22 protein-coding genes and 1 tRNA gene are annotated in these 23660 nt (G+C 65.6%); 16 read left to right on the top strand and 7 right to left on the bottom strand.

Annotation, left to right across the window (positions count from 1 at the left end):
• Window positions 1-611: 611 nt before the first annotated feature.
• The 12 genes from U5914_RS04790 (at window position 612) to U5914_RS04735 (ending at window position 12300) form a co-directional block, all read left to right on the top strand.
• Window positions 612-2984: a DEAD/DEAH box helicase gene (locus U5914_RS04790; protein ID WP_336134562.1), complete on the top strand. Its 2373-nt coding sequence runs from the start codon at window positions 612-614 to the stop codon at window positions 2982-2984.
• 38 nt (window positions 2985-3022) lie between these two features.
• Window positions 3023-3403: a Rid family detoxifying hydrolase gene (locus U5914_RS04785; RefSeq protein ID WP_336134561.1), complete on the top strand. Its 381-nt coding sequence runs from the start codon at window positions 3023-3025 to the stop codon at window positions 3401-3403.
• Window positions 3400-3627, top strand: a complete 228-nt coding sequence (locus U5914_RS04780) for a DUF7981 family protein (RefSeq protein WP_336134560.1) — start codon at window positions 3400-3402, stop codon at window positions 3625-3627. Before U5914_RS04785 ends, U5914_RS04780 begins: the two co-directional genes overlap by 4 nt.
• A 56-nt stretch (window positions 3628-3683) precedes the next feature.
• A tRNA-Ser gene (locus U5914_RS04775) sits at window positions 3684-3765 on the top strand.
• Window positions 3766-4010: 245 nt separating this feature from the next.
• Entirely contained in the window at window positions 4011-4397 is a 387-nt protein-coding gene (locus U5914_RS04770) for a DUF7383 domain-containing protein (RefSeq protein WP_336134559.1), read from the top strand.
• Between the two features lie 276 nt (window positions 4398-4673).
• Window positions 4674-6356 carry a thermosome subunit beta gene (thsB, locus tag U5914_RS04765; protein ID WP_418766741.1) on the top strand — a complete coding sequence of 561 codons (1683 nt, stop codon included), beginning with the start codon at window positions 4674-4676 and terminating at the stop codon, window positions 6354-6356.
• A gap of 328 nt (window positions 6357-6684) precedes the next feature.
• The gene (locus U5914_RS04760) at window positions 6685-7152 is read left to right on the top strand and encodes a cupin domain-containing protein (protein ID WP_336134558.1); all 468 of its coding nucleotides are present in this window, start codon (window positions 6685-6687) and stop codon (window positions 7150-7152) included.
• Window positions 7153-7203: 51 nt separating this feature from the next.
• Window positions 7204-7572 (top strand): DCC1-like thiol-disulfide oxidoreductase family protein, encoded by a 369-nt coding sequence (locus tag U5914_RS04755; RefSeq protein WP_336134557.1) that lies wholly within the window; start codon window positions 7204-7206, stop codon window positions 7570-7572.
• A 315-nt stretch (window positions 7573-7887) separates the two neighbouring features.
• Entirely contained in the window at window positions 7888-8739 is an 852-nt protein-coding gene (locus U5914_RS04750) for a CBS domain-containing protein (RefSeq protein ID WP_336134556.1), read from the top strand.
• On the top strand, window positions 8736-10472 hold the full coding sequence (glyS, locus tag U5914_RS04745) for a glycine--tRNA ligase (RefSeq protein ID WP_336134555.1): 1737 nt from the start codon (window positions 8736-8738) through the stop codon (window positions 10470-10472). Before U5914_RS04750 ends, glyS begins: the two co-directional genes overlap by 4 nt.
• Window positions 10473-10515: 43 nt before the next feature.
• Window positions 10516-11064 (top strand): cation:proton antiporter regulatory subunit, encoded by a 549-nt coding sequence (locus U5914_RS04740; protein WP_336134554.1) that lies wholly within the window; start codon window positions 10516-10518, stop codon window positions 11062-11064.
• A gap of 3 nt (window positions 11065-11067) precedes the next feature.
• The gene (locus U5914_RS04735; RefSeq protein WP_336134552.1) at window positions 11068-12300 is read left to right on the top strand and encodes a cation:proton antiporter; all 1233 of its coding nucleotides are present in this window, start codon (window positions 11068-11070) and stop codon (window positions 12298-12300) included.
• A gap of 72 nt (window positions 12301-12372) precedes the next feature.
• Here the strand turns inward: U5914_RS04735 and U5914_RS04730 are convergent, their stop codons facing one another.
• Window positions 12373-12666 carry a translation initiation factor eIF-1A gene (locus tag U5914_RS04730; RefSeq protein ID WP_332323589.1) on the bottom strand — a complete coding sequence of 98 codons (294 nt, stop codon included), beginning with the start codon at window positions 12664-12666 and terminating at the stop codon, window positions 12373-12375.
• A gap of 84 nt (window positions 12667-12750) precedes the next feature.
• Window positions 12751-14319, bottom strand: a complete 1569-nt coding sequence (locus U5914_RS04725) for a class I adenylate-forming enzyme family protein (RefSeq protein ID WP_336134549.1) — start codon at window positions 14317-14319, stop codon at window positions 12751-12753.
• 161 nt (window positions 14320-14480) lie between these two features.
• Here U5914_RS04725 and U5914_RS04720 point away from each other — a divergent pair, with 161 nt between their 5' ends.
• Entirely contained in the window at window positions 14481-15698 is a 1218-nt protein-coding gene (locus U5914_RS04720) for an MFS transporter (RefSeq protein ID WP_336134547.1), read from the top strand.
• 39 nt (window positions 15699-15737) lie between these two features.
• Here U5914_RS04720 and U5914_RS04715 read toward each other — a convergent pair whose 3' ends face one another.
• Together U5914_RS04715 and U5914_RS04710 are read right to left on the bottom strand one after the other, a co-directional pair.
• On the bottom strand, window positions 15738-16244 hold the full coding sequence (locus U5914_RS04715; protein ID WP_336134545.1) for a response regulator: 507 nt from the start codon (window positions 16242-16244) through the stop codon (window positions 15738-15740).
• A gap of 36 nt (window positions 16245-16280) precedes the next feature.
• The gene (locus U5914_RS04710; protein WP_336134544.1) at window positions 16281-16430 is read right to left on the bottom strand and encodes a hypothetical protein; all 150 of its coding nucleotides are present in this window, start codon (window positions 16428-16430) and stop codon (window positions 16281-16283) included.
• Window positions 16431-16688: 258 nt separating this feature from the next.
• Here U5914_RS04710 and U5914_RS04705 point away from each other — a divergent pair, with 258 nt between their 5' ends.
• Window positions 16689-18890, top strand: coding sequence for a hypothetical protein (locus U5914_RS04705; protein ID WP_336134542.1), 2202 nt, complete (start codon window positions 16689-16691; stop codon window positions 18888-18890).
• A gap of 32 nt (window positions 18891-18922) precedes the next feature.
• Here U5914_RS04705 and U5914_RS04700 read toward each other — a convergent pair whose 3' ends face one another.
• Window positions 18923-19063 (bottom strand): DUF7503 family protein, encoded by a 141-nt coding sequence (locus tag U5914_RS04700; RefSeq protein WP_336134541.1) that lies wholly within the window; start codon window positions 19061-19063, stop codon window positions 18923-18925.
• 313 nt (window positions 19064-19376) lie between these two features.
• Between U5914_RS04700 and U5914_RS04695 the strand changes: the two genes are divergently transcribed.
• Together U5914_RS04695 and U5914_RS04690 are read left to right on the top strand one after the other, a co-directional pair.
• Entirely contained in the window at window positions 19377-19967 is a 591-nt protein-coding gene (locus U5914_RS04695; RefSeq protein ID WP_336134540.1) for a hypothetical protein, read from the top strand.
• Window positions 19967-21727, top strand: a complete 1761-nt coding sequence (locus U5914_RS04690) for a GMC family oxidoreductase N-terminal domain-containing protein (protein WP_336134538.1) — start codon at window positions 19967-19969, stop codon at window positions 21725-21727. Before U5914_RS04695 ends, U5914_RS04690 begins: the two co-directional genes overlap by 1 nt.
• Window positions 21728-21743: 16 nt before the next feature.
• Here the strand turns inward: U5914_RS04690 and U5914_RS04685 are convergent, their stop codons facing one another.
• Entirely contained in the window at window positions 21744-22166 is a 423-nt protein-coding gene (locus tag U5914_RS04685) for a GtrA family protein (RefSeq protein WP_336134536.1), read from the bottom strand.
• Complete coding sequence (locus U5914_RS04680) at window positions 22167-23588, bottom strand: sulfatase (protein WP_336134535.1); 1422 nt, start codon at window positions 23586-23588, stop codon at window positions 22167-22169. It lies immediately after the preceding gene.
• Window positions 23589-23660: the final 72 nt, after the last annotated feature.

The following is a 23660-nucleotide window of genomic DNA, read 5'->3' as shown; positions in this document are numbered from 1 at the left end:
AAAGCCCTCGGCGGGTTCGCGGCCGCTGAGCGGCATATCCTCGGCCTCCCTGCGGTCGGCCTCGGATAGCGGCCGCTCAGCGACTATATAAACGCGAACCCGCCTCGCCCTTTCAGTCCACCAGGAACAGCACCGCACCTGCCCTTCCCCGGGTCGCGAGGGTCGCCGAGGGCGACCACTCGCTTCCGGCCGACTGACTTTTATAAATGGCGCGCGCTGGCCGACCGCCGCGAGCGACAGCGAGCGGGGTCGGGTCAGCCAGCGCGCGAGGGACGACCGACTGAGCGAAGCGAAGGAGGGAGTCGGTTGGGGAGGTGAGTGGCTGCGGTTGCGGTGCTGTGCGGTCCTTGGAGGACTCGAAGGGCGATGCCGGGTGGCGCCGAAGGGGAGTCGCTAATCAGGCCCTATCCGACCAAGCGAAGCGAGGGAGGATATCCTGATTAGCGACCGCCAGCCGGCTGAGGGCTTCGCAGGTAGTTGCGGTCAAGGAGTCGCCACGCTCCTTCCATTTAAATACGCGCATAGATACTAACCAACCCCATAGGCGATTCCAGTCCCCCGACGCTTCCGGAATGGATGCGTTTTTACTCCGCGAGCGCTCGCTTCCGGTAGTGGCTACTTCCGCCGGCGCCGTCGAGGAGTTCGTCCCCGAGTTCGCCGAGGCCTTTCCCTTCGAGTCGTTCAACCGGATGCAGCGGGAGGCGCTCCCGGCGATACTCGACACCGACGACAACGTCGTCGTGAGCGCGCCGACCGCCAGCGGCAAGACCGCTCTAGCGGAACTCGCGATCTGCCGGACGCTCCGCAACGACGGCACCGCGCTGTTTCTCGCCCCGCTTCGCGCGCTGACCAACGAGAAGGAAGACGAGTGGGACCGCTTCGAGGAACTGGGCTATTCGGTCTACGTCGTCACCGGGGAGCGCGACCTGAATCCCCGGAAGGCCGAGCGGGCGGACATCCTCGTGATGACGCCCGAGAAGGCCGACTCCGCGACGCGGAAGCACGACTCACCGCGGTACTCTTTTATAACCGACGTGGACTGCTGTGTCATCGACGAGGTCCACCTGCTGGATTCGGACCGCCGTGGGGCCGTCCTCGAAGTGACCATCTCCCGCCTGCGGCGGCTCTGTGACACCCGCGTCGTCGCGCTGTCGGCGACGATGCAGAACGTCGAGGACGTCGCCGACTGGCTGGACGCGCCGCCCGAAGCGACCTTCGAGTTCGGCGACGACTATCGGCCCGTCCCGCTGTCGGCGGGCGTCGAGACCTACGCCCACGGCGACAACGCCTTCGCCGACAAGTACCGGCGGCTCTATCGGGCGCTCGATTTGGCCCAACCGCACATCGAGGACGGCGGGCAGGCGCTGGTCTTCGTCGCCTCCCGACAGGACACCGTCCGCGCGGCCGAGAAGGCCCGCGACGTCATCGCCGAGCGGGACATCGACATCAGTTCTCGGGGCGACTACGACTTCCATACCGACGCCAAGGAGTTGAACAACGACACGCTCCGGCAGTCGGTGGTCGACGGCGTCGGCTTCCACCACGCCGGCCTCTCCCGGGAGGACAAGAACCGCGTCGAAGAGTGGTTCCGGGAGGGCAAGATTCAGTTGCTCTTCTCGACGTCGACGCTCGCGTGGGGCGTCAACCTCCCCGCCCGGTGTGTCGTCATCCGGGATACGAAGCTCCACGACCCGCTGGAGGGCGAGGTGGACATGAGTCCCCTCGACATCCTCCAGATGCTCGGGCGTGCGGGCCGGCCGGGCTACGACGACGCGGGCTACGCCTACGTCGTCTGTGACGGCTCGGATGCCGACAAGTACCGGCAACTGCTCCGGGACGGCAAGCCCATCGAGTCGCGACTGGCCGATGAGTTGGACTCGCATCTCAACGCCGAAATCGCGCTGGGCGTCGTCGACGACATCGAGGACGTGATGGACTGGCTGGAGACCACCTTTTACTACACGCGAGCGGGGAGCGCGCCCGACAAGTACGACGCCGCCGACGCGCTCCGAGAGCGGGTGTCGGCGACGCTCGAACAACTCGTCGACGGCGGCTTCGTCGACCAGTCCGGCCTCGAAATCGAACCGACCGGCCTCGGGAAACTCACCTCGCAGTTCTACCTGCGACTGGATACCGCCGAGGGGTTCTACCGCCTGTGTGAGCGCGCGGCGGACGATGAGACTCCCGAACTCGACGAGTCGGCCGTCCTCCGCACCGTCGCCGACGCCGGGGAGTTCGACAGCGTCTCCGCCCGCCGCGACGAACGGGAGACCTTCGGCGCCGTGCTGGGCAACGAGGGCGACGACCTCGACGCAGGCAATCGGAAAGTCCTCGCAATCCTCCGGGCCGGAATGGACGGGACGACCCCCGGCGAACTCCAGAGCGACGCGTGGGTCATCCGACAGAACGCCCTCCGAATGCTGGCGGCCCTCCGTGCGTTCTGCGAGCGGTTCGCCTCGCCGCGCGACGCCAACCTCGTCCGGCAGGTCGAGGCCCGCGTCGAACACGGCATCAGCGAGGACGCGGTCGGCCTCACCGCCATCGATGGCGTCGGCAAGGGCCGCGCCCAGAAACTCGCCAGCGAGGGGCTGGAAACGCCGGCGGACGTCCGGGCGGCGGGCGTCGGCGGCCTCGTGTCGGCCGGCCTCTCGGAGGGGCTCGCCGAGCGCGTCGTCCAGCAGGCCGAGTCGCTGCCGGCCCTCTCCTTCGAGTGGAGCGGCGTTCCAGACTCGATTCCGGAAGGCGAGAACGCGATGGCCGAACTGACGGTACGGAACGCCGGCGACGGCGAACCGGCCGGAGTTCGCGTGACCGTCAACGGCGTCGAGATGTCCGAGGAGACGCGGTACCTCGGCGAGACGACGCTGCCGGTCGGCGTCTTCGGCGGCGACGCTGAGGAGTTGACCTACGAGGTCGAAGTCGCCTTCTCGGAACTCCCGCTGGTGCCGATTACCGACAGTCGAACCGTCAGCGTCGAGCGGTAGCGCCCGCTTTTATATCCTCGCGCGCCGCATTCGCAGGTATGAGCAAGGAGACGATTCACACCGACGACGCACCGGCCGCCGTCGGCGCGTACAGTCAGGCGACGACCGACGGCGACCTCGTCTTTACGGCCGGCCAGATCGCGCTGACACCCAACGGCGAGAGCCTCGCGGACGAACCCGTCGACGTACAGGCCGAGCAGGCGCTGTCGAACCTCGAAGCCGTCCTCGAAGCGGCGGGCACGAGCCTCGACAACGTCCTCAAGACGACCGTCTATCTGGACGACATCGAGGACTTCGAGGAGATGAACGACACCTACGCCTCCTTCTTCGACGACGAACCGCCGGCCCGCTCGGCGGTCGAAGCCGGCAGCCTCCCGAAGGGGATGGCCGTCGAAATCGAGGCCGTCGCCACGAAATGAAGCCGCGGCAGAAATCCGCGCTCCTGTGGGGGGCCGTCGGCGCCCTCGCCTTCCTCGTCCTCCATCAGGCGTATCTGCTGGCCGACGGCGCCTTCCTCGGCGTCGGGCCCGTCGCCGCCGTCGCCGTCATCGTCTTCACCGGGACGGCCGCCTCGGCGTATTACGTGGAAGGTCGGTTCGGGCCGGCGCTGGGACAGGACTCCCCGGAGGGCGGCACCGAGTAACGTACGGACGAGGAACGCGAAGCCTTTAAACGGCAGACTACGGTAGGTTGGAGTGAGCCAGGATGGCCGAACGGTAAGGCGCACGCCTGGAAAGCGTGTTCCCTTACGGGATTCAGGGTTCAAATCCCTGTCCTGGCGCTTTTGTGACGAACAATATCGTGAGCGACGCCGAACGGTAGTGAGGCGTCGGGAACTACTTCGTGAGTCGCGAACGGAGATGGGGTTTGAACCCTGGAAGTCGCAGCCTGCGAGCGAAGTTATGAGCGAGCAGGAACGTCTTCCTCCGGTTCGATCCCTGTCCTGGCGCTTTCCTGCGGTTTCGTTTCGGTCGTCGCGTCGCTGCCGTGCTATGCTATTTACGTTGTCCGGACGCAGACGAACGTATGAGCCACCGCGCCAACTACGCACTCGTCGGTTTCAGCGAACAGCTCGGCCCCAACGAGGCGGCACTCGACGTCCCGTGGGCGGCGTACGCTGGCGACGAGACGGCCGAACACACCTTCGAGGTGCCGGCCGAACCGACCGAGCCCTACCTCGAACTGCAGGCCTACGAGGTGGGCGGGTTCGGCCACGAGATATACATCAACGACGAGCCGGTGACGGGCTTCGATATCCCGCCGGCAAGCGGCTGGCAGTACTGGATGGATACGGTGACGGGCGCGGAGTTGACGGTCGGCGAAAATACGATTCGCGTGGTTCGGGACGGGAGCGTCCACGACAACTTCGCTATCGGCAACGTCGTCGTCAACTGGAAGGAACCAGTCGAGTAGGCATCGGGGTCGGACGAGTAGCCGAGAGCCGGCGGAGCCGCCACCGAGCGCCGCGGCGTCGAGGCTCTCGGCGTCACGAGTACCGTTCCTTAATAAACCCCGGTTCGAGGAAGGTCCTCGGCGAGCCTCACCGAACGGGAAAACCACCGAGATAACGACTACCACAGCGCCGCCATCTCCTGTTTTTCTCGTCAGCCGACGTTAGCTGAGTGAGTCATCGTCGCATCGTCGTTCAGAAGCATTTATATAGAACCACGGACAATCATTCGGACGATTATGAGTCAACAGCAGCGAATGGGTGGCCAGCCGATGATCGTTCTCGGCGAGGACTCCCAGCGGATGAAGGACAAGGACGCCCAGAGTCACAACATCTCTGCGGCGCAGGCGGTCGCTGAGGCCGTACGCTCGACGCTCGGCCCTAAGGGTATGGACAAGATGCTCGTCTCCTCGATGGGCGACGTCACCGTCACGAACGACGGCGTCACCATCCTGCAGGAGATGGACATCGACAACCCGACCGCCGAGATGATCGTCGAGGTCGCCGAGACGCAGGAAGACGAGGCCGGCGACGGCACCACGACCGCCGTCTCCATCGCCGGGGAACTCCTGAAGAACGCCGAGGACCTCCTCGAACAGGACATCCATCCGACGGCCATCATCAAGGGCTTCCATCAGGCCAGCGAGCAGGCCCGCGCGGAGATCGACAACGTCGCCCGCGACGTCGACCCCTCCGATACGGACCTCCTCCGCAACGTCGCCGAGACGTCGATGACCGGCAAGGGCGCCGAGCTCAACAAGGACGTCCTCGCCCAACTGGTCGTCGACGCCGTGCAGGCCGTCACCGTCGAGGCCGACGACGGCGAGACCATCGTCGACCTCGAATACGTCAACATCGAGACGCAGACCGGTCGCTCGGCCAGCGAATCCGAACTCCTCAACGGCGCCGTCATCGACAAGGAGCCGGCCCACGCCGACATGCCGACCTCCGTCGACGACGCCGACGTGCTCCTCATCGACGAGCCCATCGAGGTTGAGGAGACCGAGGCCGACGCCTCCATCCAGCTCGACAGCCCCGACCAGCTCCAGCAGTTCCTCGACAAGGAAGAGGAGGAGCTCCGCGAGAAGGTCGACGCCATCGCCGAGACCGGCGCCGACGTCGTCTTCTGCCAGAAGGGCATCGACGACCTCGCCGAGCACTTCCTCGCACAGGAGGGCATCCTCGCCGCCTCCCGCGTCAAGAAGACCGACCTCGGCTTCCTGAAGGAGGTCACCGGCGCGACCATCGTCTCCGAGCTCGAGACCCTCGACGCCGACCACCTCGGTACCGCCGACGTCACCTTCGACGACGAGGACGAACTGTTCTACGTCGAAGGCCTCGGCGAGAGCCACGGCGTGACGCTGCTGCTCCGCGGCTCGACCGACCACGTCGTCGACGAGCTCGAACGCGGCATCGGTGACGCCCTCGACGTCGTCTCCCAGACCGTCTCCGACGGCCGCGTGCTGGCCGGCGGCGGCGCCGTCGAGGTCGAGGTCGCCCGCCGCGTCCGCGACTACGCCGACTCCGTCTCCGGCCGCGAACAGCTGGCCGTCGAGGCCTTCGCCGACGCGCTGGAACTCGTGCCCCGCGTCCTCGCGGAGAACGCCGGCCTCGACTCCATCGACACGCTCGTCGACCTGCGTGCGGCCCACGACGAGGGCGACGAGACCGCCGGTCTCAACGTCTTCACCGGCGACATCGTCGACACCTACGACGCCGGCGTCGTCGAGTCGGCCCACGCCAAGTCCCAGGCCCTTTCGTCGGCTACCGAAGCCGCCAACCTCGTCCTGAAAATCGACGACATCATCTCCGCCGGCGACCTCTCGACCGACAAGGGCGACGACGAAGGTGGCCCCGGCGGCGCGCCCGGCGGCATGGGCGGCATGGGCGGCATGGGCGGCGGCATGGGCGGTATGATGTAAGCCACTTTTTGCACGGGCCGGCCTGCGGCCGGCCCGGCAAAAACATGGGGAAAATATGCGCGCGTGCTCCCTCCGCGGCCTTCGGCCGCTCCGGTCCGCACGCGCTACGGCGACTCGACGGCTTCGCCGTCTCGTCGCCGGGAACCGCGCGCCTTCGGCGCGCGGATGCTACCCGCTGACTGCCGCTCGCTGCACCGCTCTCGATTGACTCCCGCTTTCCACTCACGGTATTATTTATAAGCAGGCCGTAGACGCTCCTGCGTTTCTCCTCGATTCGACGACTGCCGAGGCCCATTCCTTTTTGCGGGGTGGTGTCACATAGCCGCGTATGGAGAAAGTCGACATCGAGGAACTCGACGATTGGATGGGGCCGGCGACGGTCAAGCGACCGGTCGGGAAGGCACTCGGCGCGGAGAACGTGGCGATGAACTACTACGAACTCGCGCCCGGCGATAGCTTCGCGTTCGGCTATCACGCCCACGGCAACCAAGAGGAGGTCTTCTACGTTCTGGAGGGGACGGTGACCTTCGAGACCGAGGACGGCGAAATCGAGGTCGGCGCGGACGAGGTCATCCACTTCGACGCCGGCGACTTCCAGCGCGGGTGGAACCGCAGCGACGAACACGTCAAGGCCCTCGCCATCGGCGCGCCCGCCGAGGCCGGCGAGTTGACGCTGCTGTGTGAGTGTGATGATTGCGGCGAGCGAACCGACCACGTCATCGAGCGGGCCGAGGACGGCGACGGGCTAGTGACCGTCTGCGAGGACTGCGGGGCCGAAACCGCCCGGTACACCTGAGAGCCGACCGCAAACGGGGCTTCTAAACGGCCGGGGGTCGTAGCTCCGTCCATGACCGAAGGAACGCTCGTGTACGACGACGAGTGCGGGTTCTGCAAGTGGTGGGTCAACTACTTCGCACAGCGCTCCGACATCGAGACGGTCGGCTTCTCGGACCTCTCGAACGAACAGCGCGACCGACTCCCCGAAGACTACGAGGAGTGCGCCCACTTCCTGACCGGCGATACCGTCTACTCCTGTGGAGCGGCCATCGAGGAGGCATTCGCCGTCGCGGACGTGCCGCCGGGGTCGCGGGACATCGTCTCGTTCCTCCGGCAGTTCGAGGACTACGAGGACCTCCGCGAGGAGGCCTACGAAGCCATCGCCGAGCGACGCGGCACGCTCGGGCAGTTCCTCTCGAAAGAGGAAGTCGAGGGCTGAGACACAGCAGTAATTCGTCCTCCCCGCCTGCTTCGTGCTCTTAGCCAGAAGTCCGTAAGGAGCATCCGCGAGGCGCGTGAAGCGCGCCGAGCGGTTCCCCGCGCCGACCGCAGGGAGGCGCGGGTTGCGGGCTCCGCCCGCAACCGAATGGTCGTGGCGGCCTACGGCCGCCACGCACGGGACCGAGGGCCGACCATCGGGAGGCCCGAAGTGTCTTTTTCATCGAAGTTTTTGCCGGGCAGGCGGCTCTGCCGCCTGCCCGTGCAAAAAGTTCGTTCGGTGGACTTAGTACGCAGGCGCGGATACCTCGCGGGTATGAACGTTGCAGACGCGATGACGCCGCGGGACGAGGTTGTTACGGTCGAAATCCCGGGTACCCGGGAGGACGTCCTCGAGTACCTGCAGGACCGGGGCTTTTCGTCGGTTCCCATCGTCAAGGAAACCGACGACGGCGAGGTGTTCCGCGGCCTCGTGACGCGTGAATCGCTCATCGAACAACCGGACGAAGACCAGTTGGCGATGCTGATTCGGGAGGTACCGTCGGTCGAGTCGACGGCCTCGGTTACCGACGTGGCCGAACTCGTCCTCGAATCGGGCGAGCGGCGCGTCCCCGTCGTCGACGGCGACGAGTTGCTCGGCATCATCACCGTGACCGACATCGTCCGGGCCATCGCCGAGGGCGAGGAGGACGGCGACACCGAGGTCGGCACCCTCGCGACCCGGGAGGTCAACACGGTCTATCAGGGCACGCCGCTCCCCGTGGCGGAGCGCGAACTCGGCCATGCGAACGTCCCCTACGCCATCGTGCTGGACGACGACGCCGAGCACGCGGGCATGCTGACGGAGGTCGACATCATCGAAGTCGCCCGCGTCGTGCAGGGCGAATCGGACCCGGGCGACGCCGTCGCCAATCAGGACGACGAGTGGATGTGGGAGGGCATCAAGGCCGTCGGGAGCCGCGCGGTGCCGACGCTGAACGTCGAGATCCCCTCCGAGCCGGTCGCGGAGTTCATGACCGCCGACCTCGTGACCGTCTCGAAGAACAAGACCGCCCGCGAGGCCGCCCAAGAGATGCTCTCCCACGACATCGAGCAGATTCCGCTCGTCTCCGGCGGCGAACTGACGGGCATCGTCCGGGACGTCGACCTGCTGGAGGCGCTGGTATGACGGAGCTGGACGAGCTCGCAGAGCTGGCCAAACGCCGCGGCTTCTTCTTCCAGTCGAACGAGGCCTACGGCGGTACGGCCGGCTTCTACACCTACGGCCCGGAGGGCGCCGCGCTGAAGCGGAACCTTGAGGACACCTGGCGGGACATCTTCGTCCGCGAGGAGGGCCACATGGAACTGGAGGCGCCGACGGTGATGCCCGAGGCCGTCTTCGAGGCGTCGGGCCACCTCGACGGCTTCGACGACATGATAATCGAGTGCGCCGAGTGTGGCGCGACCCATCGTGCGGACCACCTCGTCGAGGACGAAATCGAGGGCATCGAGGACGCCGAGGCCTACGACCCCGAGGAGGTCGGCCAACTCATCGCCGACCATGAAATCGAGTGTCCCTCCTGCGGCGCCCCGCTGGCCGACGAACCCGTCGAGGAGTTCAACCTCATGTTCGGCACGAACATCGGCCCCGGTTCGTCGTCTCCGGGCTACCTGCGGCCCGAGACGGCACAGGGCATCTTCGTGGAGTTCCCGCGACTCAAGGAGTACGCGCGCAACCAGTTGCCGTTCGGCGTCGCCCAAATCGGCCGGGCCTACCGCAACGAGATATCGCCGCGCCGCGCGCTCGTTCGGGTCCGGGAGTTCACGCAGGCCGAACTGGAGCACTTCATCGACCCCGAACACGACGAACCGCCGCTGGAGCGCGTCGCGGACGTCGAGGTGCCCCTCTACTCCGCGGAAGCCCAGCAGGCCGACGACGGCGAGATGGAGACCTACACGATTCGGGAGGCCGTCGACAAGGGCGTCATCGCCAGCGACTGGGTCGCCTACTATCTCGGCCGCTCGATGGAGTTCTACGAGCGCATCGGCATCGACATGGAGCGATTCCGCTACCGCCAGCACCTGCCCGGCGAACTCGCCCACTACGCGGCGGACTGCTGGGACGCCGAAACCGAACTCGGCGGCAACTGGATCGAGGTCACCGGCTTCGCCTACCGCTCGGATTACGACCTCAAGAAGCACGGCGAGTACTCCGAGGAGGACTTCACCCTCTTCCGGCAGTACGACGAAAAGAAGACGGTCGAACGGGCGACCGTCGACCCCGACATGAGCTATCTGGGCCCCGAGTTCGGCGGCAAGGCCGGCGACATCGCCGACGCGTTGGAGGCGCTTGCGGGCCGTGACCGCTCGGCGTTCGAGGGCGAGGAGGTCACCGTCGATGTCGACGGCGAGTCCTACACCGTCCCCGTCGAAAAGACCGGCTTCACCGTCGAGGAACAGACCGAATCCGGCGAGCACATCACGCCGCACGTCGTCGAACCCTCCTTCGGTGTCGGCCGACTCGTCTACAGCGTCCTCATCCATTCGCACGGCAGCGACGTCGTCGACGACGAGGAACGCTCGTTCCTCGAGTTGCCCGCCGACATGGCGCCGACGACGGTCGCCGTCTTCCCGCTGATGACCAAGGACGGCCTCGACGACCGGGCCGAAGCGGTCGCCCGACAGCTCCGCGCCGAGGGCTTCGAAGTCGCCTACGATGACACGGGCAACATCGGCCGTCGCTACCGCCGACAGGACGAGGTCGGCACACCCTACTGCGTGACGGTCGACTACGAGACGCAGGAAGACGACACCGTGACCGTCCGCGAGCGGGATTCGACCGACCAAGAGCGCGTGGCGCTCGACGAGTTGCCCGCCGCGTTGCGTCGGCTCGTCGCCGGCGAGTCGCTGTCGGACCTGTAGTCGGGAGCTTGGGTTTTATTCTCCGGCGTACGAACGCCGAAGCATGACAGTCTACGAGTCGGACTTGCCGGGCGTCGGCAAGAAGTTCGAAATCGAGATCGACGACGACCAGCGACTGGTCATCGTCATCCACAACACGGGTAAACGGGAGGTGTTCCTCCGAAAGGGCGAGGAGGACTCGGAGAAACTGTTCGACCTCTCGGACCGGCTGGCCAGACAGGTCGGCTCGATTCTGGAAGGGGCACACTTCCAGCCGGTCAAGTCGGATACGACCGAGACGATGCTGGGCGACGACTCGCTACTGGAGTGGGTGAAGGTGGCCGAGGGGTCGGATATCGTCGGGAAAACGCTCGAAGAGCTGGATTTCCGCAACGAGACCGGCGCTTCCGTCGTCTCGATTCAACGCGACGACGAGACCGAATCCAACCCCGGACCGGACACCGTCATTCAGGCCGGCGATACGCTCATCATCCTCGGGAGTCGGGAGGCCTGCCGAGACGTCGAGGCGCTCGCCGCGGCCGTCGATGAACCCGAATCGACCGCCGAATCCGGGGTCGAGGACGGTCCCGAGACCGACGACACCGACGCCTGACACATGGCGGCAGTCCTCCTCGAAGCCGGCCTGATGTTCGCCGTCCTCGCGCTTGCGGGCACGCTCGCCCACCGACTGGGCCAGTCGGTCATCCCCTTTTATGTCATCACGGGCATCCTCATGAGCCCGCACGTTCTCGGCACGCTCGATATCGGCCCGATTGCCGGCATCACCATTACCGATTACGCGCTGGCCGCCGAGGAACACATCACGCTGCTGGCGGAGTTGGGCATCGTCTTCCTGCTCTTCTTTCTCGGTCTGGAGTTCAGCCTCGACCGCCTGCTGGAGGCCAAAGAGAAGATCGGCAAAGCCGGGACGCTGGATTTGCTGGTGAACCTCCCGGTCGGGGTCGTCGTCGGCCTCGCGTTGGGGTGGAGCCTGCTGGAGGCGTTCGTCCTCGGCGGCATCGTCTACATCTCCTCGTCGGCGGTCATCACGAAATCGCTCATCGACCTCGGCTGGATCGCCAACGCCGAGGCCGAACCGATGCTCGGCACGCTGGTCTTCGAGGACCTCTTTATCGCCTTCTACCTCGCGGTCGTTTCCGCAATCCTGCTGGGCGGCGGGGAGTTCGTCGACATCGCCGTCGACGTGGGAACGGCGATGGTCTTCCTGCTCGTCCTCGTCGGGGCGGTGTATCTGGGCACCGAGCAGTTTCAGCGCTTCCTCAGCGTGGACTCACAGGAACTGTTCGTCCTCCGGGCGGTCGCCGTGACGGTCTTCGTCGCCGGCTTCGCGCTCGCTATCGGCGTCAGCGAGGCCGTCGCCGCCTTCTTCATCGGAATGGGCTTTTCGAGCACCGACCACCTCCACGACCTCGAGAGTCGGCTCATCCCGCTGCGGGACGTCTTCGCCGCGGTCTTCTTCTTCTGGATCGGCCTCAACACCGACCCCGCCGTGTTCCCGGCGGTTGCAGGCATCATCGCCGTACTCGTCGTCGTGACGACGCCGACGAAACTGTTCACCGGCTTCTTCAGCGGGCGTATCTACGGTCTCGACGACCGACGGAACGTCCGCGTCGGCTGTGGGATGGTCACCAGAGGCGAGTTCTCGCTTATCATCGCCGCCATCGCCTCCAGCGCGGTCGGCCGCGGGCCCATCCTCACCGAGGTCGTCCCCGCGGTCGCGGTCGGCTACGTCCTCGTCATGAGCATCCTCGGGACGATGCTCATGCAGTATGCCGGCTATCTGGAGCGGTTCGTCGTCGGGACGCCGTCGACGGCCACGGCTGACTGACCCATCGAATATAGGTCCGAAATCCGGTTACTGACGCGCCGCTCGGCGCGAGCGTCGGAAATCGTTAAAGAATCAGGCGAGCGCTTCGATGTGGCCTTCGTCGCGCAGCTGGGCCGCGTCCTGCTCGTCGTAGCGCCATTCGATGTCCGCCTTCTCGTCCTGCCACGACCACGGCTCGATGAGGACGAGGTCGTCCTTGTTGATCCACGTACGGAACCGCATCCGGCCCGGAATCCGGCCCATACGTTCCTCTCCGTCGATGCAGCGGAGGCGAACGCGCTGGCCTCCGAGCATCTCGGTTACGACGGCGAACATCTCGTCATCCCCCGGCATCCGGAGGTTCTTCCGCTGTGTCTCTTCTGTCACAATATAAATAGAGCCCGTGGACGGATAAACCGTCGGATTTTCCGTGTCACCGAGTAGCAGTCCCCCGATTTCGAGGAATCGGCGCTACTCCTCGGTGACGTCCTCGAAATCCTCGAGTTCGAACTTCTGGACCTTGCCGGTGGTCGTCCGCGGCAGTTCGTCGACGAAGTGGACCTCGCGGGGGTGCTTGTACTCGGCGAGGTTGTTCAGACAGTAGTCCTGAATCTCCTCTTCGGTTACGTCGGCGCCCGCGTCGCGGACGACGAAGGCGGTGACCGTCTCGCCACGGCGCTCGTCGGGGACGCCGACGACGGCGGCGTCGGCGACGTCGGGGTGCTCGAAGAGCAACTCCTCGACCTCGCGGGGGTAGACGTTGTAGCCGCCGGTGACGATCATGTGCTTTTCGCGGTCGACGATGAAGAAGAAGCCGTCCTCGTCGTAGTAGCCGAGGTCCTCGGTGTGGAACCAGCGCTTGCCGTCATCATCATAGGAGAAGGCCTCCTCGTTTGCCTCGGGCCGGTTGTAGTACTGCTTCATCACGTTGGGGCCGGAGATGACGATCTCGCCGACTACGTCGTCGAGTTCGGTCTCGTCGTCGACGGGACCCTCGGGGACCGGGTCGACCTCCTCGAAGTCGTGATCGACGACCTTCGCCTCGACGCCCGGCAGCGGCTTGCCGATGGAGCCGGGACGACGGTCGTCGGGCCGGTTGGCGTGAGTGACCGGCGCCGTCTCGGTGAGACCGTAGCCCTCGAACAGTTCGGGCTCGAACGTCGCTTCGAACTGCCGCATGACCTCCATCGGGAGGCTGGAGCCACCGGCGTTGGCAAAGCGGACCGACGCGAGGTCGTAGTCGTCGGCGTCGGGGTGGTTGACCATGTCGTTGAACATCGCCGGCACGCCGTGGACGATGGTGAGTTCCTCGGATTCGATGAGGTCGAGGGCCTCGCCGGCGTCCCACTCGGGCATCGGCCAGAAGCTACCGCCCTCGTAGAGGGTCGCCAACATTGTGACGGTCATGCCGTAGATGTGGAAGAGTGGGAGCACGCCGAGCGTCTTGTCGTCGGCGTGGATACCGTCGTGAATCTTCGGCGAAGCACGCGCCTCGAAGGAGAGGTTACGGTGGGTCAAAAGCACCCCTTTCGGCGTGCCCGTCGTCCCCGAGGTGTAGGGCTGGCAGGCGACGTCGTCGTCCTCGCGGTCGACCGTCTCCAACATGTCGTCGGCGAGGAACTCGTCGTATTCGGTGGCACCGTCGGCCGCACCGCCGACGCTGACAACCGTGTGGACGTCGGTGTCGTCCTGAATCTCCTGGACCTGCGGGACGAGGTCCGCCAGCGCGACGACGGCGACCGCGCCGCTGTCGCCGAGCAGGTGCTCGATCTCGCGGGACTTGTACTGCGGGTTCATCGGGACGACGATGCCGCCGGCCCGGAGGATGCCGTGGAACGCGACGACGTACTGCGGGAGGTTGGGCAGGTAGATGCCGACCCGGTCGCCGGGTTCGACGCCCGCATCGGCCAGCGCCTGTGCGAACTGGCCGGTCTGGGCCCAGAACTCCTCGTAGGTGAACTCCTGTCCTTGGAAGCCGATGGCCGTCGCCTCGGGCGACGCCGCGACCGTCTCCTCGATGTCCGTGACGAGATTCGTCATCAACGGACCGTAGCGTTCGTTGGGCGTAAAGGTTATCTTCGCCACACAGCGTTAAGTTTATACCCACACTTTCTTTCAATTGGTAATGGACTACAACTCATCCCGCCCGTCAGCGACCGGATTCGATGGGTTCTATTGGCCCGTCGCCGAACCCCCGCTCGATGGACGGCCGCCCGACATCCGTCGAGAACGCGGCGCTGCTGACGCTGGGCGGCCTCGGGTACGGCTCCCTGCTTTTCGTCTGGTTCTCGCTGCCGGCGTATCTCAACCCCATCATCGAGGAACTCGGCCTGACCGGCACGCAGGCCGGCGTTCTCGCCGGTGCCGTGCCGCTTACCTACATCCCCATCGGTCTCGCCAGCGGCCTCGTCATCGACCGCCTCGGCGCGCGGGTCGGCATCGGCGCCGGCATCGCGTTGGCCGGTCTCGGACAGATCGGCCGCGCCTTCACCGCCGACTTCCCGACGATGCTCGCCTGCACGCTCCTGTTGGGCGTCGGCGCGACGGGCATCACCTTCGGCCTGCCCAAACTCGCCTCCGAACTCTACCCCGCCGACCGCGTCGGCCGGGCCGCCTCCGTCTATCTGGTCGGCTCGTATACCGGCAGCGCCACGGTCTTCGCCTTCGGCCGGTCGGTACTCGGGCCCGCTCTCGGCGGCTGGCGACCGCTGTTCGTCGCCAGCGGCCTCGGCACCATCGGCGTCGCCGCCGTCTGGACGGCCGCCGCGTGGTACGTCCCCGCCGGCCGCCACGAGACCGACGACGACGGCGATTTCTCGCTTCCCTCGCTTGCCGCCGACATGCGCGCCGTGCTCGGCCACCGTGACCTCCGCCTGCTGGTCGTCCTCGGGACGATGTACCTGCTCGTCCTCCACGGGGTTCAGGGCTGGCTCGTCACGGTTCTCGAAACGCGGGGTCTCGACGCCGGACTGGCCGGCACCGTCACCAGCCTGCTCGTCGTCGGGCAGGTGACCGGCGTTCTTCTCGTCCCCGCCGTCGCCGAACGCCTCGACCGCACCCGCGAAGCGCTGGCCGTCTGCGGCGGCCTCGCCGGTGCCGGCGTCCTCGGTCTTCTCGCCGAGCCGAACGTCGTCCTCCTGCTCGTCGCCCCCGTCATGCTCATCGGCTTCGGTATGGGTGGGCTCTCACCGCTTATCCGGGCCATCCCGGTCGAACTGGAGGGCATCGGCCCCGAGTTGACCGGCACCGCCGTCGGCATCGTCTTCGCCGTCGGCGAGATCGGTGGCTTCCTCGGCCCCGTCGTCATCGGCACCCTGCGGGACGTCACGGGCTCGTTTACCCCCGGCCTGCTGCTGTGTGCGACCGCGACACTCGTCGCCGCCGCCGCGGGCGTGGCGATGTCATCACTCGATAATTGACGGACAGCGGCGAAGTGAGCGGCCGACAGCGACGGTCGGTCAGTCGTCCTGGTCGCCCGCTTCGGCGTTGGCCAGCGAAACGTCCTCACCGTCGAGGGGCGTCCCGGACGACGCGTGCTCGCCCGGCATCCCCTCGACCTCACCGAGGCGACGAAGCGCCCGATGGCGGGTCACCGCGAGCGTGATGCGGTTCGCGAGCAGTTCGTAGTGGTGAGTACCCGTCTCCTTTTGGATGTAATCGGTCGCGCCCGCCGACATCGCTCGGTCGACGATCTCCTCGCCCGTCCGGTTGGTAAACAGGACGAACGGGAACTCCGGGTGGTCCCGCCGAATCCGTCGACAGAGTTCTAACCCGTCACATTCCGGCATATCGAAGTCGCTAACGATACAGTCGATGGGGTCGGCCTCGACACACGCCGGGACGGCGGTCGGGTCCGACTCACTGCACACGGTTATCGAACCGTCGGCCCGCTCCAGCAGTTCGGCCGCGAGGTCTCGAAAGGCCGAGTCGTCGTCGACGTGCAAGACGTGAATCGAATCGTCCATGGTTAGGTCTGTGGGCTGCAGTACTCTCGCAGCACCCTACCGGGGTCCGTCGTCGGTCAGTTCCTGCTGAATTGCCTCGTGACAGTCCTCACACAGCGGTACCTCGTCGTGGTTCGTGTTCCGCACCAGCAACTCGTAGGTGTCGACATCGTCGGCCCCACAGTTGATACAACTCTCCTCGCCCATACCGTTTATTTCCGCACCCAACTATAATAAAACACACTACCGTTTCAGCCCGCAAAGGTCACATCGCCGAAACGCTCGCAATCTTTTTAATGAAATAGCACGGAAATATCTAGCCATGACTGGTTCGTCGGTCGACGCGGCACGGTCGTCCTTTCTGCCGGAGAGGTCCACGAGGGACGAGCAGGCGACGGCCGACAGCCACCTCGACCGACTGGCGGACGTCGGAGTACGTCGCTTCCGAACCGATGGAGGTTCCCTATGAAGGATACCGTCGTCCCCCGATTCGAATCGCTTATCGGACAGACTGGGGTCCATATCCGTGACCCCGTCGAGGACGTTCAGGCGATTCTCTACACCGACCGGTCGGTCGATCCGACGCCAGCACCGACCGAGGGGTTCGTCTACCCCGTCGACAGCGCGACCGAAGTGACTGTTTCGCGGTTGCGAACGCCGTTTCTGATCGACCTGTGGGTTCGCGATCTCGATGGAAACACACTCGCAGAATTCGATCCCAACAGCGGTGAGTCGACCGCAGTCCCGGCCGATGACTACCTGCTCGAACTCGCCGGGATGGGGCTGAAGGTCTACGCGCGCGTCAACGGTACCCGTATCCAGGTGATTCGGAAGAACGATGCCATCGAACTTTGTTTCGATAGCGAGACGGTGGTTCAGCTTGGTGCGCGATCGCTCCACTCCCAGCCAGCCCGGACACTCACGACTACAAGCGAGCCGACGGACCTAATGCAGGCGATTTCGCTGTTCGGCAACGCGATGAAAACGTGGTCGCCGGAACGTACCTGGCCGTCGCTTCGTGGACATCCGCCGCTACTCGAACTTGACGACGAACCAGCCATCCCGGATAATCTCACACCGCCGGATACCGGTATTCGCCTCACGATTCCGGCCGAGCACGAATGGCTGTTCCCGGCCGCGCCACTCGCCTACTGGCTCGGCGCGACCGTCGAACCCGGGTCGCCCGCACTCCACGTCGGGGACCGACGTTACCCGCTCGGAATGGCTGGCGGCTACCAAGCCAGTAGCAAGCGCGAGGCGTTCGAAGAACACGTCCGGGACGTGATGCAGTTCACCTTCCTCTTCGACTGTGCGGTTCGCACCGAAGGCTTCTACGACGTAGAACTGGACGCCCGGCGCCGTGTGGAAGCCGCCGAGATTCCGTTAGACATCGAGGAGTTGTACGACGCACCGCTAACCGAGCGCGTTCAGACGTATCTCGACCTCGATTCGTCTTTCGAGAACCTGGCCGCACGCGTCGGCCGACCGGGATGGCGGCTTACCGCTGACGTGGAAGCCGATTCGGACAGAGCGACGATTATGCCGTTCCTCGCCCGCGACCTTGCCGTGGTTCGGTGTCCATCTGAGAAAGTAATCGCCGACTCGACGGAACGCACCACCGCGGAGAACGTCTTCAGCGCGGGAACAGCCCGTGGAATCTCGAACGCAGGGGGTGATGTCCTCACCCGGTCGTCGTCCTCGCCGGATTCTACCTCAGGAAGCGCCGACCGCGAACGGGTCATCCGTCTCCCAGAGGCAGATAGTATGGCGCAGGCGTGGGTTGGCGACGGCTTCGCCGTCGGTGCCGCGAAAGCGAGTACGACCTCATATCTGCAGCGACTGGAGAAACACGCCGAGGGGAACTCCCGGATTAGCATCGACGTCGTCGTCAACGACGAGGAAATGCTCGAGGAGGCCGATGTCTCCGACATCTATGGGGACCGTGACCATCTCGATTTCGACATTGGTGTCCATCAGAACCTCTCTCAGTCAGAACTCGCCGACGTGTTTGAACGGGAGACGGACTTCGTCCACTACATCGGTCACGTTGAGCCCGAGGGGTTCAATTGCTCGGACGGCTACCTAGACACGAACCAGCTCGGGGAAGTCGGCGCCGACACGTTCGTCCTCAATGCCTGTGCCTCCTACGAGCAGGGCCAGGGTCTCGTCGACCACGGCGCTATCGCAGGCGTCGTCACGCTAGAGGACGTCATCAGTTCGGTCGCGACGAAGATCGGGAGAAATATCGCCCGCCTGCTCAACTATGGCTTCCCTGTTGGGAGCGCCACAGGTCTCATCCAAGAGACAATGTTCACCGGTTCGAGTTACGCGGTCGTCGGCGACTCGAACGCGACGCTTGCACAATCGAACGTCCCGATTCCGAATATCACCCGAGTCGAACTCCGTGGCGACGGCCGCTTTGATGTCAACGTTGAATCTTTTGCAAGTTGGAACTACGATGTCGGATCAATGGTCCGACCATATATCGATGGCTGTGACTGCCACTACGTTGTCCCCGGCGATATGGACACTTGGATTGTCAACGACGACAATCTAAACAAGTTCCTCGAGACCTCGACATTCCCGATCGTTGGCGCTGAGAACCTCTACTGGTCCGACGAGATTTCGGCAGAAGCGCTTCGTGAGCGGTTGCAGTCGTATATCTAATTGCGCAGACTTCTTTGCGATTAGGTTTTGGACTACGGACCAGCTGTTCCGCCAACATTCGAGGCCGCAACTGAACCAGCCTGCGTCAGCAGCAGCATCATCGTAAACAGGACGCCGGTCATCTTCGGGTGTTCTGCGAGCCAGTTCGTAACCGCGTTGTTATCATCGGACATGACAGTCTTCCGTAGTCAGGGTTGGTAAATAAAATTATCTTAAGATTTAAGACAAGTTATCAGAGCCATTACTAATATCCGAATGGACGACACAGAGCCTTTATTCGTCGTATATACCGATTTCTGATTACCAAATCTCGCGTCAGACGTTATATGGGACAATCCGTGGAACATCGGACTCGCCGGCCGGAACTGTCACATCCGAAGGTAGCTCGGGAGGTCCTATTCCCCGTCATGAACGGCCAAACGTTGACGGGGACGCCGCTGAATCCAAGCGTATGGTACCCATACGCACGTTGGAGGTGCATCGGCCGTGAGCCACACCCGCGGCACGTTCGCGGCACTGGTCGATGCCGTCGTCCCCGAGACCCCCGAACTGGCCGACCGAGGGGAGAAGCACGTCCCCGGCGGCCTCGCGGTCGACCTCGAGATGGCCGTCATCGAGCGAGTCGACAACTTCCTCGAAACGCATGGGGCGGCCGCGGCGGTGACCGATGCCGTGCCGCTCGCGCCCGTCGTGGCGACCCTGCTCGATGTCGCCGCCGTCGAGTTGCTGGTTCGGCGGCGCACCGAGGACGACCTCGATACGCCGGACGATGGCTTTTCGCGCGGCGTCTTCTCGCGACTCTCCCGGGAGGACCGCCTGCGCGCGCTTCGTCTGCTCGAAGACGAGGGTGTCGTGGCGCGACTGGCCGACCGCTACGATTCCGCCGCGCTGGGCGCGGTGCAGTTCCTCGCCAGTTCGCTGCCCATCCTCATCGAGTTCGTCTACTACTCCGAACTCACGGGCGAGGGCGGCGAGGGGTCACAGGGCTGGGAGCAGACCGGCTATCCCGGCCCCGCGGAGGGCTATGCGGTCGGGATGGGCTACGAGGTCGAGGAATTCGAGGAGAACGACTACTGATGTACGAACGCGAGACCGACGTCGTCGTGGTCGGCGCGGGCGGGGACGCCCCCGCGCTGGCGTGGCGACTGGGCCAACTCGGCATCGACGTGACGATGCTGGAGGCCGGGCCCTTCTACGGCAACGAGACGTGGCAGGCGCCGAACGACGCGCCGGGCGGCGAGTCCTCGGCGGACCCCGCGGACCTCTCCGGCGAGTTGCTCGACGAGCAGTTCACCGCGAAGGAAGGCGACATGAACGACCCCGTCACCGGAAAACTTCGTTGGGGACCCGCGGACGCCGAGCGACCGCCGTGGCAGCGCACGGTTCCCCAGCAGGCGCTCATCTCCCAGATTTCGGGCGTCGGCGGGACGACACAGCACTACTACGCCAACCACCCGCGGGCGTTCGTCGAGAGCATCGACGACCAGCCCCACTGGCCCATCGACTACGCCGACCTCGTGTCCTACTATCAACTGCTGGAGGAGACTCACCCGGTCAAACCGGCACCGACGACGCCGAAGGGCGAGGTGTTCTTCGAGGGGGCCCGCCGCGCGGGCTACGAGTTGAATGAAGGACTGAACGTCACGACCGAAGGCTACCGGCCGTTCCCAAACGCTATCGAACACCCCGACGAACGCCTGATGCGCGACGGCGGGGACGAGGAACCGGGAGACGACGCCTACCGCTATCCCGACTACGAGGGCGACACCCTCGCCATGCACGAACATCAGGGCGGGCCACAGCCGCGTGGCGCGCCCTACCGCGAGCGGGCGAAGCGGTCGGCCAGCATCTCGCTCGTCCCGCGGGCGCTGGATACCGGCAGCGTCGAGATTCGGCCGAACGCCTTCGCCACGCAGGTGCTGACCGAGGGCGGCCCCGGTTCGGTCGAGGCGACCGGCGTCGCGTTCCGGGACACGTGGGCGGGGACGACCGAGCGCGTCCACGCCGATGTCATCGTGCTGGCCGCGGGCTGTATCGAGACGCCGCGGCTGTGGCTCAACAGCGGCCTGCCGGACAACGGCTGGGTCGGCAAGGGCCTGACGACCCACCACTTCGACTTCGTCGCGGGCGTCTTCGACCCCGATACGCTGGAGGACCTCATCGGCCAGCGCCGGACCGAACCCCACCAGGGACAGGCGGCCGGCTCCCGGGTCGACGTGCCCGGGACGGGCGGCATCGCGGTCAACACCTTCGCACCCGGCATCACGGCGATGGCCGTCTACGCGGCCGGACAGGGTGAGTGGGCCTTCGACCGCGAGACGGCCGGCAAGCCGTGGGATACGGCGGGGCGGCTGTCCGGCCGCGAACTGAAAGAACGGATGGCCGACTACCGGCGGACGCTGACGCTCATCTGCCATACCGACGACCGACCGCGGAAGGAGAACGGCGTCTCCGTCGACGAATCGACCGAGGACGAACACGGCCCCGTCCCGCTCGTCGAGTGGGAGGCCCACCCCGAGGACGACGCCCGGCGGGACGAACTGGCCGTCCGGGCCGCCGAAATCCTCGAGGAGGCCGGCGCCGAACACATCCACCGCACCGACGCCGCACCCATTCTCCTCCACATGCAGTCCACGATGGCGATGGGGAAGGTACTGGATACCGGCGGCGAAGCGAAGGACGTGGGGCGGCTGTTCGTCGCCGACCATTCCGCGCTGTCGAACGGCGTCGGCGGTGCGAACCCGACGCATACGGGACAGGCGCTGGCCCTGCGAACGGCCGAGCACGTCGCCGAGCGGTACTTCGGCGGCGTCGACGAGCAAATCGGCGATATATAAGAGGGGCGGGACCGGCCTACGACCACGTCCACCGCGCGTCGAGGACGTAGCGGTAGATACCGGTTGCCCCGATAGCGAGGGCGTTCGCGAGCAGGTACTGCAGCGAGCCGAAGGTTACGAGCACGTAGAGGACGAACAGCTGGATGGGAATCGCCGACCCGCGGACGATGTTCGTCTTCACCAGTCCGTAGACGTACGGCCAGCGGTTGGTCTTGCGGTCGGCGTGGAACGTCCACGCGTTGTTGATGACGTACTGGAGGATGATGGTAGTCTCGATGGCCAGAAACGCCGCCACGATGTAGTTGAGACTGCCCCTATCGACGAGCAGCCACAGCAGGACGAGCTGGATGCCCGCGGCGAACGTTCCGACGGCGACGAATCGGCGCAACCGGACTGCGAGCGGCCCCTCGACGAGTTGTCGGAGAAGGTCCCGTACCATCTATCGGTAGCCGAGTGCCGAGAGCCGTCGTTCGAGGTCCTCGTCCACCTCCCCGTCCGCCGTCGGGCCCTCGGTCGACAGCGACGCCGCGTGCCGCTCGGCGACCGGTCGCAACTCCTCGATGGCCGCTTCGGCCGCCTCGTCGGGAGTCCCCGAGAGGTCGTCCTGCTGTGTCGGGTCGTCGGGCCGGTAGTAGAGTTCCTCCTCGCCGGTAACGGTGTTCTGGATGTAGGTCCAGTCGGTCGTCCGGGCGCTGACCAGCAGGTCACCCTCCTCCAGACTGCGGGGGATGGGCTGGGAGGTCACCTCCTCGCCGCGGGAGGTCACCGACACGATGGGGTCGCCGGAGGGCGTCTCGCCGTCCAACAGCGTCGGCGCGAGGTCCTCGCCGACCCACGATTCGGCCCCATCGACGCCGAGCAGGCCGCAGATGGTCGGCGGGATGGCGTCGAGGCCGACCGCCTCGTTTACTCGCCCGCCGTCGACGCCCGGCACATCGACGATGAACGGGACGTGGATGAGTTCGTCGTAGAGTTTGGGATAGTGGGCGAGGTGACCGTGTTCCTGGAACTCCTCGCCGTGGTCGCCCGCAATGACGAGGGCGGTCTCGTCGCCGACGCCCGCCGCGGAGAGCGCCTCGCGGATGCGGCCGATGCTGGCGTCGACCTGTCGGGCGCCGCCCTGATAGAGCGTCCGGAGGTCGCCGAGGGTGCGTTCGCCGACCTCCCAGCCGAGGCCCGTCCGGGTGTGCGCCGAGAACATCCGGTGGGTGCCGAGTCGGGAGTCCGAGACCTCTCGGACGTACCGCGGGGCGGGCACGTACGGCGTGTGGGTGTCCATGTAGTGGACCCACAGGAAGAACGGCTCGTCGGTGTCCTCGATGAAGCCGGTCGCCGCGCGCTCGACGTCGAGACCGCGGGAGGCGTCGAAGAAGGGCTTGTCCTCGCCGTCGCGGCGAATCTTGGAGGCGAGACGGCGGAACGGCGAGGCCGCCAACTGGAGCCACGCCTCGACGGTCGGGTGGGCGGCGAGATACTGGCTATAAAAGCGGGAACTGCCGGCGACGAAGGGGTCGAACTCGTCGAAGCCGTCGTCGTAGCCCCAGAAGCTCGTCAGGAAGCCGTTGGCGGCGTTGAACCCGCCCGTCTCGAAGCCGGCGTCCGAGAGGGTTTCGGCGAGCGTTTCGGCGTTCTCGACGCCGATATCGCCCGAATCAGCGAAGACGGGGCGGGACGCGAGGATGCCGGGAAACGAAAACGGCGTCCAGTTGCCCGTCGCGAAGGCGTGTTCGAAGACCGTCCCCTCGTCGGCCAACTCCTCGATAACCGGCGTATGCCGGCTCTCGTCGTAGGCAGCTGTTGCATCCGCTCGGAGCGAGTCGACGGTCACGAGGACCACATTAGAGATATCGGCGACAGTCATCGGTTTGGTTGGTCGAACCGCCCGCGTGTGAGCGACCGAGGCCGCGGACGAGGCGATTGGTTACCTTCCCCT

Origin of the sequence: Natronomonas amylolytica (genome assembly GCF_037031205.1) — an archaeon.
Classification (GTDB): Archaea; Halobacteriota; Halobacteria; order Halobacteriales; family Haloarculaceae; genus Natronomonas; species Natronomonas amylolytica.
This window is presented reverse-complemented; position numbering and strand designations above follow the sequence as displayed.

Coding starts and splice junctions, on each gene's coding strand:
- U5914_RS04750 (WP_336134556.1), top strand. CDS start 7,888: ATGAACGTTGCAGACGCGATGACGCCGCGGGACGAGGTTGTTACGGTC.
- U5914_RS04680 (WP_336134535.1), bottom strand. CDS start 23,588: ATGACTGTCGCCGATATCTCTAATGTGGTCCTCGTGACCGTCGACTCG.
- U5914_RS04760 (WP_336134558.1), top strand. CDS start 6,685: ATGGAGAAAGTCGACATCGAGGAACTCGACGATTGGATGGGGCCGGCG.
- thsB (WP_418766741.1), top strand. CDS start 4,674: ATGAGTCAACAGCAGCGAATGGGTGGCCAGCCGATGATCGTTCTCGGC.
- U5914_RS04715 (WP_336134545.1), bottom strand. CDS start 16,244: ATGGACGATTCGATTCACGTCTTGCACGTCGACGACGACTCGGCCTTT.
- U5914_RS04690 (WP_336134538.1), top strand. CDS start 19,967: ATGTACGAACGCGAGACCGACGTCGTCGTGGTCGGCGCGGGCGGGGAC.
- U5914_RS04700 (WP_336134541.1), bottom strand. CDS start 19,063: ATGTCCGATGATAACAACGCGGTTACGAACTGGCTCGCAGAACACCCG.
- U5914_RS04780 (WP_336134560.1), top strand. CDS start 3,400: ATGAAGCCGCGGCAGAAATCCGCGCTCCTGTGGGGGGCCGTCGGCGCC.
- U5914_RS04755 (WP_336134557.1), top strand. CDS start 7,204: ATGACCGAAGGAACGCTCGTGTACGACGACGAGTGCGGGTTCTGCAAG.
- U5914_RS04770 (WP_336134559.1), top strand. CDS start 4,011: ATGAGCCACCGCGCCAACTACGCACTCGTCGGTTTCAGCGAACAGCTC.
- U5914_RS04735 (WP_336134552.1), top strand. CDS start 11,068: ATGGCGGCAGTCCTCCTCGAAGCCGGCCTGATGTTCGCCGTCCTCGCG.
- U5914_RS04785 (WP_336134561.1), top strand. CDS start 3,023: ATGAGCAAGGAGACGATTCACACCGACGACGCACCGGCCGCCGTCGGC.
- U5914_RS04720 (WP_336134547.1), top strand. CDS start 14,481: ATGGACGGCCGCCCGACATCCGTCGAGAACGCGGCGCTGCTGACGCTG.
- U5914_RS04725 (WP_336134549.1), bottom strand. CDS start 14,319: ATGACGAATCTCGTCACGGACATCGAGGAGACGGTCGCGGCGTCGCCC.
- U5914_RS04685 (WP_336134536.1), bottom strand. CDS start 22,166: ATGGTACGGGACCTTCTCCGACAACTCGTCGAGGGGCCGCTCGCAGTC.
- glyS (WP_336134555.1), top strand. CDS start 8,736: ATGACGGAGCTGGACGAGCTCGCAGAGCTGGCCAAACGCCGCGGCTTC.
- U5914_RS04740 (WP_336134554.1), top strand. CDS start 10,516: ATGACAGTCTACGAGTCGGACTTGCCGGGCGTCGGCAAGAAGTTCGAA.
- U5914_RS04710 (WP_336134544.1), bottom strand. CDS start 16,430: ATGGGCGAGGAGAGTTGTATCAACTGTGGGGCCGACGATGTCGACACC.
- U5914_RS04705 (WP_336134542.1), top strand. CDS start 16,689: ATGAAGGATACCGTCGTCCCCCGATTCGAATCGCTTATCGGACAGACT.